Genomic DNA, 10,970 nt, shown 5'->3' on the forward strand with positions numbered 1-10,970 from the left:
AACGCCTCGAGCGGCCGGCGGAATAGACGCCGCATCAGGCCCGGCGCGGGGCTCGTGGGATCATGGCTCCATGCCGTACATCGCCGACCTGGACGACGACGCCACGCCGATCATCCATCCCGAGGCCTGGGTGGCCCCCGGGGCGGTGGTCGTCGGGAGGGTGCGGCTCGGACGCGGCGCGAACGTCTGGTACGGCTCTGTGCTGCGCGGCGACGACGAGCGCATCGAGGTCGGCGCCGAGGTCAACATCCAGGACCTGTGCTGCCTGCACGCCGATCCCCGTGAGCCCGCGATCCTGGAGGACCGGGTGAGTCTCGGCCACCGGGCGATGGTGCACGGCGCGCACATCGAGACCGGCGCCCTCGTGGGCATCGGGGCGGTCGTGCTCGGCGGGGCGGTCGTCGGGGCCGGATCCCTGATCGCGGCCGGGGCCGTCGTGCCGCCCGGCCGCCGCATCCCGGCGGGCGTGCTGGTCGCGGGCGTGCCGGGGAAGGTCGTCCGCGAGCTCACCGACGACGACCGCGCCTCCTTCGCGCGCACGCCGGACAACTACCTCGCCAAGGCCCGCCGTCACGCCGCGGCCTCGGTTCGGTCCCGATGAGCGTGCCGGCCAGCGCCAGGTGGTCGGACAGCTCCGGGTCGGTCCTGACGACCTCGGCTCCGCCCGGACGGTAGTCGGCCTCGGTCGCGAAGATGTAGTCGATCTTCCGGCCGCCGCGCGTGGTGGGCTCGCCGCCCCGGCGCGCGACCCCGCACGACGTGGCGTCGACCTCGGTGTAGCCGCCCTCGCCCAGGCCCATGCCGTACACGTCGGTCAGCTGGTCGTGACCGGGCTCGCGGTTGAAGTCGCCGGTGAGGATCACCGGGGCGTTCCCGGCGTACGTCGACACCAGTCCGGTGACCTGCCGCGGGGTCTCGGTGTCGGAGATGTGGGTCACGCAGCAGACCGAGCGGCGCGGGCCGACCCGGCCGGTGGCGCACAGCAGGCCGCGCGGGTGGATCGTCTCACCCGGCACGGCCGGGGCGTGGTCGGTGCGCAGCAGCCGCCGCAGCGGCGGGCCGTCCGCACCGTTCTTCAGCGCCAGCGCCATGCCGAAGGTCTTGCCGTCGGGCGGGGCCGTGTCCGGGGTGAGGTCGCTCCACAACGTGCGGCACCGGTCCTCGCGGCCCGGCCCGCCGCCCTTGGCGTAGCCGTACCAGACGAGGCGGTAGCCGGGCAGCTCACGCCGGAGCAGGCCCACCTGGGCGTAGCACATCTCGGTGAACGAGGCGACGTCCACGTCCCTCGACCGGATCAGCGTGGAGACCTGACCGGCCCAGGTCCTGCGGTGCCCGGGAGTGAGGTCGCGTACGCAGGTGCCGGCGCTGTTGCCCGCCGCGCAGACGTTGTAGGTGAGGACGTTCACCCGGTAGGTGTCGGCCGCCGGTGGCAGACCGGCCACCACAACCGCAACAACCGCCACTCCCGTGACAAATGCCCCCATACGTGGAGAAGTTAGTCAGAGGTGGATCAACCGATCCAGGCGCCTGTGGTGAAATTTCCGACATTGATTGCCCACACCGGCGCGGCGACCGCGAGGTAGGCCATCATGACCCAGGGCTTTCGGCTGCCGACGACGCCGACCGAGATGTAGAGCGGCCACCACAGCAGCGACGCCCGGCCCACCGACATGTAGAACGACGACATCGCCAGCAGCGCCACCGCCTGCGGCGCCAGGTAGGCGACGTCGGCCCAGTTGCGCCGGACCAGCCGCGCGATGATAAGCAGGACCAGCACGATCGCCGACAGGATCTCCTCGCGGTACGACGTCGCCAGGACGGGCTCGTTGAGCGACCTGTGCCAGGTGTCGATGAACACGTTCCAGGGCGCCTCGGGATAGCGGCCCCAGTACTGCGCCTCCGCCGCCTTCCAGGCCATCAGGTCGCCGGTGCGGTGCCAGAGGTAGATCATGTAGGCCAGCACCGGCACGCCCGGCAGCACCAGCCACGGCGCGTTCCGCCATCCCTTCGGGGCACGCAGCCCGTCGCGCGAGACGAGGAACTGCACGACCAGACCGAGGGCGAGGAAGAGCCCGGAGACGCGGATGGACGACGCGAAGGCGGCGCAGACGGCGGCGTACTCCCACCGGCCCCGGCGCGCCAGCAGCCACGCGGGGATGGCCAGCGCGAGGAACAGCCCCTCCGTGTAGCCGGCGAGCAGGAACACCGCGAACGGGCTGAGGAAGAACGCCAGCACGGCCCAGGGGCCGCTGCCCTCCCGGTACGACTCGCTCAGCCGCGACAGCGCCACCGCCACGACGGCGCTCGCGACGAGCGAGATCAGGACGAGGGCGAGCCTCAGGTCCGGGATGAACACGTGCAGGGAGCGCAGCAGCAGCGGCAGACCGGGGAAGAACGCGACGAGCCGCGGCGAGTCAGGGTCGTCCGGCCGGCCGTCGTAGCCGTACTTCGCGATGTCCATGAAGTTGTAGGAGTCATACCGGTTGAACCGGTCGAGGATCGCGTCCTCCGTACGGCCCGGCGCCGCGAGGATCAGGTAGATGTAGGAGGCGACCTGCCAGAAGAACCAGATGAGCAGGGCCGTGCGGTCGGGCGAGTGGACGAGCCACCACGTCGCCCAGCGTCTCCGGCCCGAGTGCGGCCCCGCCTGCTCACCGGTCGCCGTCCCGCCAGAGCTGTCCACGGGCGCCATCTTCTCCGATGCCTCGTCCGCGCCCCGCTCGCGGGCGGTCCCGGCCTGCTGGATCTCCGTCACGAGCACCTATGGAATACGCCACGGCAGCCCATGCCAAGTGGCCGGCACCCCCCGGGATACCCACCAACCCGTAGAAATACGCATATGTGCTGCTCAACGCCTCCCGACGCGTGAAACTTTCACAGACGGTCTCCGCCGCGCCGGGCGCTCCCGCCGCCTCCGGGAGCGGCGAGCTACCATCGGATCCAGCGAGGGGACCGCCGGAGTTCGTCCCGGCATTCGTGTGCCCCGGAGGGGCATCGGCCTGCTCCGGCTGCGTCAACCGGGATAAGCGAGAAGCCGTCCTCTCCGGAGGACGGAGGTCACTGCCCCGTGTACTGGGACGGGTTCACCACGATGGAGCGCGACGTGCGCGCCGTCGTCGGCGACCCTCGGTGGACGTTGCTTCCCCCCGTCACCCGGGCGCACACCCTGGCTCAGCGGGCGCTGGTCACTCCGGACGGCGCCCGGTGGCTGTTCGGCGCGCACGCCCGCTGGTATCGCCTCGACCGGGTCGACGGCCGCTGGCACCTGTCGGCTCCCCCGCTGCATCCGGCCGTCCGCTCCGGCGCACGGCCGAGCCCGCCGGGCGTGGCGATCCCGCCCGCGCTGATCCCCGCGGGCCCCGACTTCGCGTACGACCGCGGGTCCACCCAGGGGTTCGTCGGCCCGGACGTCCCGCACGAGATCACCGAACGGCTCCGCGCGCTGCTGCTCGCCCACCGCGGGCTGCGCCGGGAGGACTTCCCCCTCGGCGGCAGCGTCTACCAGCAGATCTTCGCCCGCGACGTGGCCGCGACGGTGGCCGCCGTGTGGGGCACGATCATGTGGTGCGCCTACGCGCCCGCCTTCGACGGCAACGAGGTCATGCTGTCGATGTTCGGCGAGTTCCTGGCCCGGCCGCTGCCCGGGGACGACTGGGTGCGATGGCTGCCCATGGGCTCGCTCGACGCGCTCGTGGCCCTCTACGCCGAGCGGATGCGCTCCGGCGCGCGGGAGGCGGGGCTGCGCCTGGCCGGGCTGATGGCCGAGACCGCCACCGTGCTGCGCGCCGACCCCCGGTTCCGGCCGCGCGCCGACGCGCTGATCGCGATGGCCGAGCCGCTGCTCGGCAGCCCCTGGCTGGACCAGCACGCCATGCCCGGCGGCGCCGTACGGCAGGCCTGGCTGTCGCGCTGCCCGCCGCACCTCGTCCCGGCCACGCTCCCCGAATGGGCGCCGGGCGAGCACTTCCGGCACACCCTGTACGACCTGATCGAGGCCCTGGGCTACACGGCCGCACGCGGGATGGATCCGCGGGCCGTGGCGGCCGCGCTGCTCGCCGCCGACGTGTCGAGCGTGTGCGGCGTGTCCGAGCCCGCCTGGGCGGCGCCGGGCAGCTCGCACACCGCGCAGGTGGTCACCGCGCTCTATCCGTGGATGGACGACGAACTCCGGCAGGCCCTCTATCTCGCGCTCGCCGAGCCCGCCCACCCGCTGCGGGGCTGCTGGCCGGCCGGCGGCGAGCTGCCGCCGGGGCTGGTCCCGCCCGACCGGGAGACGGCCGCCGCCCTGCTCGGCTCCGCGTACGCGACCGGCCTGGCCTGGTGCGCCCTGACCGGCACGCCCGCGCCGCCCGAGGGCTTCGCGGTATGCTCCGCGGTCGTGAAGTGCCTGATCCACCAGCGGGACGACCCGCGCCCGCAGGAGGCGGCGGAGCGGCGCAAGCCTGACCTGGACGAGTCCGGCGGTTGGCTGTTCGAAACATCCAATTCGGATATTTCGTCCTTACCTCCGCTTTAGCAATCCCTTCCCCCCATCACCGTCTTTTTCATCGAATTGTGATCTCGGTATCGGGGAAATGGTCCCGGAGGGACGAGGGGTGCGGGTCGGAATGGTCACGATGGGCCATGTCGCGGCAGGGTACCCGGACGTAACCTCGTGATGGGTGTGGGCTGCGGAAGGAAGGACGACGCGGTGGGGCACGACGACCTGGACTCTCGGGTCCACGACCGTGTCGCGTTGGACGAAATCGCGCTCTACGCCGAGGTGCTGGAGGCCGTGAACATCACGGAGAACCGACTGACCTTGGAAGAGCTCGACAACGCGCTCGGATTGCGGACTTCGGCGAGCCGCTGAAGGCACTGAGAGCACGGACCGTCCCGGGCATATGGTGGGCCCGGGACGGTTGCTCAACCGCGGTGATCCGTCCGGCCGCCCGGACGGGCGATCACCGACAGGCCGTCACGAACAGGCGATGACCAACAGGCGTCACGACCTGACGAGCCGGGCGATGGCCGCCGAGGCCTCCTTCACCTTCTCGCCGGCCTCCGGGCCTCCGCTCTTGACGGCGTCGGCGACGCAGTGGGCGATGTGGTCCTCCAGCAGGCCGAGCGCCACCGCCTGGAGGGCGCGGGTGGCCGCCGAGACCTGAGTGAGGATGTCGATGCAGTAGGCCTCCTCGTCCACCATCCGCTGCAGCCCCCGGATCTGTCCCTCGATCCGGCGCAGGCGGGTGAGGTAGGCCTGCTTGTCCGCGCTGTAGCCGTGCATCCTTCAACGATACCCGTAACCGGTATCCAGCGTCGCGGTCCCGATACGGCGGGTAGGGCGGGCGATGCCGGGAATGCATCCATGAACCGGTTCGTAGCGGCGCTGGAGTCGCGGATGGGAACCCAAGCTGTCCTCCGCACGCTGCCGTTCGCCGCCATGGCGACGGTGGTCGTGCTCGACCTGCTCGCCGGGCCGTCCCTGGGCCTGCTGCCGTTGCTGACCCTCGGGCCCGCGCTGGCCGCCGTGACGGGCGGCGTGCGCCACACGGCGCTGGCCGGGCTGGTCGCGCTCGTCCTGTCCGTGCCGCTGGCCTATCACGACGAACTGCTCGGCCGTCCGCAGATCACCATCACGCTGGTCGCGATCGTCGGGGTCACCACGGCCGCCATGCTGGCGTGCCGGCTCCGGGCCGAGGGCGAGCGCAAGCTCGCGGACGTCCGTCTCGTCGCCGAGACGGTCCAGCGCGTGCTGCTGCCCCCGGTGCCCCGCCGCGCGGGCGACCTGCGCATCGCCCTGTCCTACACCTCCGCCGCCGTGGAGGCACGCATCGGCGGGGACCTGTACGACATCGCCAGAGGGCCGGACGGCGTCCGGCTGATCGTCGGCGACGTGCAGGGCAAGGGCCTGGACGCGGTGGAGACGGCGGCCTCGGTGGTCGGCGCCTTCCGGGAGGCCGCCTACGACGAGCCGGCGCTCGCCGATGTCGGCCGGCGTCTGGAGGACCACCTCGCGCGGCGGCTCGGCGGGGAGAAGTTCGTCACCGCCGTGCTCGCGGAGGTGCGCGAGGGCGAGATCTCGCTGCTCAACTACGGCCACCCGCCGCCTCTGCTGCTCACGTGCGACGGCCGTGTCCACCGGCTCGAACCGCGCGAGGAGGCGCCGCCGCTCGGCCTGGTCGCGCTCGCCCCCACCGGCCCCGAGCCGTACAGATGCGCGTTCCGCGAGGGCGACCAGATCCTCTTCTACACCGACGGCGTGTGCGAGGCACGCGACCGGGGTGGATCCTTCTATCCCCTGGAGGACCGGGCGCCCCGCCTGCTGCGGGCGGGCGACCCGCAGGACGCCCTCGACCTGCTGGAACGCGACCTGGTCTCGCACGTCGGCGGGCCCGTCCCGGACGACGCCGCCATGCTGCTCGTCCGCAGGGAACGGCCCTGACGGTCTGGCCCGGGCATCATTTGCCATGTGCAATCATTGACGGACAGCAGCTCCGGCGGGTCGTGAGGCGACGGCCGGACGGCAGGGCCAGGTGAGCAGGGGCGAGCGCGAGTGGAACCGGGAAGGCACGGACAGCCCGACACCTTCTCCATGCTCACCGTCCTGGACGAGGACGTCGTCGTCATCCGGATGTTCGGCGACCTGGACCTGGGCTCCGCCCACTCGCTGCGCGCCTGTCTGGCCGAGGCCGTCGGGCTGCGCACGCCGCCCAGGATCGTGATCGACGCCGACGGGCTCAAGTTCTGCGACTCGACCGGGCTGAGCGTCCTCATGGGAGCCCTGACCGCCGTCAGGGCGGCCGGCGGGCGCCTGGCGCTCAGCGGCGCCCACGGGCGCTTCGCCCGGATGCTCAGGATCACCGGCCTCGACACGGAGCTGCCGATCCACGACTCCGTCGCCGCCGCCGCCACGTACCTCAGCAAGCCCGGCGACTGATTCAGCCCGGCGGGCGCTGGTCGAAGGCGCGCGCTAGTTGAAGCAGTCCTGGTTGTCGAGGGCCAGGACCATCTCGTACACCTTGCCGTGGGACAGCAGGAACGAGTAGGAAGCCTTGCGGTTTCCCGGGACCGAGGTGACCGGGTAGCCACTGGCGGCCGTCCTGAGGTGAGGGTAGGCCTTCTTCAACTGCTTCATGGTGGAGCCGATCCCGGCGCCCTCCGGAGTCCTGACCCCCTTGAACGCGAAGATCGCGGCCACGCCGAGCTTCTTCGAGACGAACAGGCCGACCCTGTCCTTGGGGGTCGGGTGCGCCTTCAGGTCCCAGCCCGAGCAGCCCTCACCGCCGAGCTTCTTGACGATCTTTCCGGTCTTCCGGGCCTGCTTGGCGCTCATCCCCAGCTTCACGTCGCCGTAGCCGTACGGCCCCAGCCGCACGGCCGCGCTCGCGGACGTGCTGCCCGCCGTGATCTCCGCCGCGCTCGTAGACGTGCTGCCCGCCGTGATCTCCGCCGCGCTCGCGGACGTGGCACCGCCCAGCGCGACGCTCACGGCGAGAGCCGTCACCATCGCAGAACTTCCCAGACGCACAGCGGTGTTCGTCATGCCGCTTCCCTCCCGATTTCCACGATCATCTTTTCTACGGGACCCCCAGCATCACGGCAGGCCCTTGTGATCGGGTTGTGATCCACTGACGGACGTGACGGGTCAGGGGCGGGAGCGCAGGCCGTACATGAGCTCCTCCCAGCGGACCGCGACGGCCGGCGCGGCGTGGGCGGACGCGGTCTCCAGCGCCCCGGCCGCCAGCTTCATGCGGCGGCGTTCGTCGTCGACGAGGGTGAGCAGCGCGCAGGCGAGCGACTCGGCGTCGCCGCCCTCCCCCTCCTGGACCAGCACGCTGTCGCGGCCCGGACGGAGGAACTCGGCGGGCCCGCGGGATCCGACGAAGCCCACGACCGGCACCCCGCAGCTCAGCGCCTCGATGACGGTCATGCCCAGCACCTCGTGCCGCGACGGCACCGCGACGATGGACGCCTTGGCGAACTCGCCGGGGAGGTCGGGCGTCGTGCCCATGAAGTACACGTGGTTGTGCAGGTCGAGGTCGCGGACGAGGGCGCGCAGCCGCCGCTCCTCCGGGCCCCCGCCGTACAACCGCAGCCGCCAGTCGGGCCGCTTGTCGGCGACGATCGCGAAGGCCCGCACGAGCCGGTCGTACGACTTGCCGGACACCAGCCTGCCCCCGGCGCTGACGATCCGGTTGTCCATGCGGGAGCGCGGCCAGGGCGTCCCGGGCAGGGCGTCGGGGATGACGTGGACCGACAGGTCGTCGTCGAGCAGCCGCACCCACTCGTCCCGCCGGCCGGCGGTGCTCGCCACCACGGCGTCGAGCCGGGGATAGAACCGGCGCACCGGGCCGGGCACCGACGGCCTGCCCCACTCTCTGGCGATGCGGACGACGTCTCGCGGGGCATACCTGGCGGCCTGCACGCTCAGCGACGGCCGGGTGGTGATCAGGACGTCGGCGTGCAGACCGCGCAGCATCCGCCAGAGCGCCACCTCGGTGCGCACCTGTCCCCGGGGCAGCAGGTGATGGACACCGGGCCGGGCGTCCACGAGCCAGCGCAGCGTCACCTGGCGGTCGACCGGGAAGAACGGCGTCTCCCTGGTGCGCCGGACGCTCACCACCTCCACCTCGTGCCGTGCGGCCAGCCCTCCTGCGAGGTTCAGCATCGCCCGCACGTCACCGCGCATGCCGTACGCCGAGGGGAGCAGGAACGCGATCCTCACGCTCCCACCTCCAGGAGCAGCTCGTCGCCTTGAGTGAAGCTGGGCCGGATCGGCACGCCGTCCACGAGCGCGTGGGGATAGTGGACGCGGCGGCGCTTGCCCTCGACGTCGTCGAGCCTGGCGCCCAGTGGCAGCGCGCGGTCGACGCCGTCCACCTCCAGGTAGGGCTCCCAGGAGCCCTGCGAGTCGGGGGTGGCGGCCAGCACGTCGCACAGCGAGAGCGCGGCGTGGAACCGGACCCCCTGGACGGTGGCGGCGACCCGCACGGTCGCGGCCGGATCGTTGTGGTCCGGATCGTTGTGGTCCGAATCGTTGCGGCCCGGATCGCTGTGGCCCGGATCGCTGTGACGCAGCGCGAGCGTGGCGTGGCGGTGCTGGTCGTCGTCGTCCAGGCCGGTGTAGGCCAGCAACCCGGTCACCTCGAACCGCCCCTCGCGGAACCACACCGCGCGGACGTCGGCGACCGGCTCCGCCGGATCTATCTTCAGGGCCAGGAATCCGTTGCGCGTGCGGTAGGCCCGGTAGGCCAGCGTCCGGCGGCCCAGCGCGTACGCGTCGAGGCGGTCGAGCGAGAACCCGGGATCGGCGCTCTGGATGCGGGCGCGGACGCCGTCCTGTTCGAGGTAGGTGTCCCAGCGCCCGGGATCGAGGTCGAGGGGCGCGAGGGAGACCGCGACGCTGGCGTCCCTGGTACGCCCGCCGGAGGCGCCGAGCGTCACCCGCCGTTCCTCACCCGTGCCCCGTCGCCGCAGGACCAGGCGGGTGCCGTCCGCCAGCGGCTCGGCGATGGACAGACGCAGGGAGAGGACGTCCGCCAGGGTGACCTCCGCGTCGATGACGACCACACCCACCGTCCAGCCCCCTCCCCGTCGATTGAGCCAACGTTGAGGTTACCGTGATTTTCCTGTTATGTGGAGAAAGCCTTTGTCACTCTTCTGTGAAACACGGTTCATTCCATCGCCTTGACCAGTGATTTCCACAAATAGTTCACGATCGCGGCAAAGTTTGCTTTACCCCCGCTTGATGGATTTGATGAGGAGCTGGGCGACGTCCACGACCTCCAGCGACTCCTTGGCCTGACCGGCGTTCTTCTTCTCGTTGATCGCGTCGCCGAGCATCACGAGGCAGAACGGGCAGGCGGTCGAGACGGTATCGGGATCGGTGGTCAGCGCCTCGTCCACGCGCTCGGTGTTGATGCGCTTTCCGATCCGCTCCTCCATCCACATGCGCGCGCCGCCGGCACCGCAGCAGAATCCGCGTTCCTTGCAGCGGTGCATCTCCTGGGCCTGGACGCCCGGCACCTTGGCCATGATGTCGCGCGGCTGGGCGTACACCTTGTTGTGCCGCCCGAGGAAGCACGGGTCGTGGTAGGTGATCTTCTCCTCGATCGGGGTGATCGGGGTGAGCCTGCCCTCCTCGACCAGATGCGCCAGCAGCTGCGTGTGGTGCACGACCTCATAGGTGCCGCCGAGCTGCGGATACTCGTTGGCGAGGGTGTTGAAGCAGTGGGGGCAGGTGGCCACGATCTTCTTGACCCCGGCCTCGTTGAGCGTCTCGATGTTCTGCTGGGCGAGCATGTTGAACAGGAACTCCATGCCCAGGCGGCGGGCCGGGTCGCCGGTGCACGCCTCCATCGGGCCGAGCACGCCGAACTTGACCCCGGCGATGTGCAGCAGTTCCGCGACGGCCTTGGTGGTCTTCTTGGCCCGGTCCTCCAGCGCGCCGGCGCAGCCGACCCAGAACAGGTACTCGACGTCCTCGGGCATCTTCTCGTCCACAATGGGGACCTCGAAGTCCAGCTCCTCGATCCACTCGGCGCGCTTCATCTCCGGCATGCCCCACGGGTTGCCCTTGTTCTCCAGGTTCTTGAGCATCACGCCCGCCTCGGACGGGAACGACGACTCGATCATCACCTGGTAGCGGCGCATGTCGAGAATGTGGTCGATGTGCTCGATGTCGACCGGGCACTGCTCGACGCAGGCGCCGCAGTTCGTGCACGACCACAGGACGTCGGGGTGGATGACCCCGTCCTCGCCGACGAGCGGCTTGTCGAGCAGGGCCAGCACATCCTGCGAGAAGCTCTCCTTCTCCTTCTCCCCGGCCAGCAGGTACGGCGCGACCGCGAAGGCGTGGTCACGCTGGTCGAGGATGAGCATCTTGGGCGACAGCGGCTTGTCGGTGTTCCAGGCCGGGCATTGGGACTGGCAGCGGCCGCACTCGGTGCAGGTGTAGAAGTCGAGGAAGCCCTTCCAGGTCGTGTCGG

12 protein-coding genes are annotated in these 10,970 nt (G+C 71.0%); 5 read left to right on the forward strand and 7 right to left on the reverse strand.

Annotated elements, in window-relative coordinates:
- Positions 1–70: 70 nt before the first annotated feature.
- Complete coding sequence (locus QSK36_RS26175; protein ID WP_142565268.1) at positions 71–601, forward strand: gamma carbonic anhydrase family protein; 531 nt, start codon at positions 71–73, stop codon at positions 599–601.
- Here QSK36_RS26175 and QSK36_RS26180 read toward each other — a convergent pair.
- Together QSK36_RS26180 and QSK36_RS26185 are read right to left on the reverse strand one after the other, a co-directional pair.
- Complete coding sequence (locus QSK36_RS26180; protein WP_285784219.1) at positions 507–1,484, reverse strand: endonuclease/exonuclease/phosphatase family protein; 978 nt, start codon at positions 1,482–1,484, stop codon at positions 507–509. The genes QSK36_RS26175 and QSK36_RS26180 overlap by 95 nt on opposite strands.
- 26 nt (positions 1,485–1,510) lie before the next feature.
- The gene (locus tag QSK36_RS26185) at positions 1,511–2,755 is read right to left on the reverse strand and encodes a mannosyltransferase family protein (RefSeq protein WP_285784220.1); all 1,245 of its coding nucleotides are present in this window, start codon (positions 2,753–2,755) and stop codon (positions 1,511–1,513) included.
- A gap of 312 nt (positions 2,756–3,067) precedes the next feature.
- Here QSK36_RS26185 and QSK36_RS26190 point away from each other — a divergent pair, with 312 nt between their 5' ends.
- Together QSK36_RS26190 and QSK36_RS26195 are read left to right on the forward strand one after the other, a co-directional pair.
- Positions 3,068–4,516 carry a hypothetical protein gene (locus tag QSK36_RS26190; protein ID WP_285784221.1) on the forward strand — a complete coding sequence of 483 codons (1,449 nt, stop codon included), beginning with the start codon at positions 3,068–3,070 and terminating at the stop codon, positions 4,514–4,516.
- Between the two features lie 174 nt (positions 4,517–4,690).
- A complete protein-coding gene (locus tag QSK36_RS26195; protein WP_167538777.1) occupies positions 4,691–4,852 on the forward strand; it encodes a hypothetical protein in 162 nt (53 codons plus the stop codon).
- A 132-nt stretch (positions 4,853–4,984) separates the two neighbouring features.
- Here the strand turns inward: QSK36_RS26195 and QSK36_RS26200 are convergent, their stop codons facing one another.
- Positions 4,985–5,266, reverse strand: a complete 282-nt coding sequence (locus QSK36_RS26200) for a metal-sensitive transcriptional regulator (protein WP_182900666.1) — start codon at positions 5,264–5,266, stop codon at positions 4,985–4,987.
- Positions 5,267–5,347: 81 nt separating this feature from the next.
- Here QSK36_RS26200 and QSK36_RS26205 point away from each other — a divergent pair, with 81 nt between their 5' ends.
- On the forward strand, positions 5,348–6,424 hold the full coding sequence (locus QSK36_RS26205; protein ID WP_221264458.1) for a PP2C family protein-serine/threonine phosphatase: 1,077 nt from the start codon (positions 5,348–5,350) through the stop codon (positions 6,422–6,424).
- A 111-nt stretch (positions 6,425–6,535) separates the two neighbouring features.
- On the forward strand, positions 6,536–6,919 hold the full coding sequence (locus tag QSK36_RS26210; protein WP_183543348.1) for an STAS domain-containing protein: 384 nt from the start codon (positions 6,536–6,538) through the stop codon (positions 6,917–6,919).
- 33 nt (positions 6,920–6,952) lie between these two features.
- On the opposite strand, the gene QSK36_RS26215 is transcribed toward QSK36_RS26210, so the two are convergent.
- The 4 genes from QSK36_RS26215 to QSK36_RS26230 form a co-directional block, all read right to left on the reverse strand.
- On the reverse strand, positions 6,953–7,525 hold the full coding sequence (locus tag QSK36_RS26215) for a hypothetical protein (RefSeq protein WP_285784222.1): 573 nt from the start codon (positions 7,523–7,525) through the stop codon (positions 6,953–6,955).
- A 102-nt stretch (positions 7,526–7,627) separates the two neighbouring features.
- Positions 7,628–8,707 (reverse strand): glycosyltransferase, encoded by a 1,080-nt coding sequence (locus QSK36_RS26220; protein ID WP_285784223.1) that lies wholly within the window; start codon positions 8,705–8,707, stop codon positions 7,628–7,630.
- Positions 8,704–9,558 (reverse strand): hypothetical protein, encoded by an 855-nt coding sequence (locus QSK36_RS26225; protein ID WP_285784224.1) that lies wholly within the window; start codon positions 9,556–9,558, stop codon positions 8,704–8,706. Before QSK36_RS26225 ends, QSK36_RS26220 begins: the two co-directional genes overlap by 4 nt.
- 159 nt (positions 9,559–9,717) lie before the next feature.
- The coding region (locus tag QSK36_RS26230) for a (Fe-S)-binding protein (RefSeq protein ID WP_285784225.1) at positions 9,718–10,970 on the reverse strand (1,253 nt) is incomplete at its 5' end.

It is taken from the genome of Microbispora sp. NBRC 16548 (assembly GCF_030268985.1).
Classification (GTDB): domain Bacteria; phylum Actinomycetota; class Actinomycetes; order Streptosporangiales; family Streptosporangiaceae; genus Microbispora; species Microbispora catharanthi.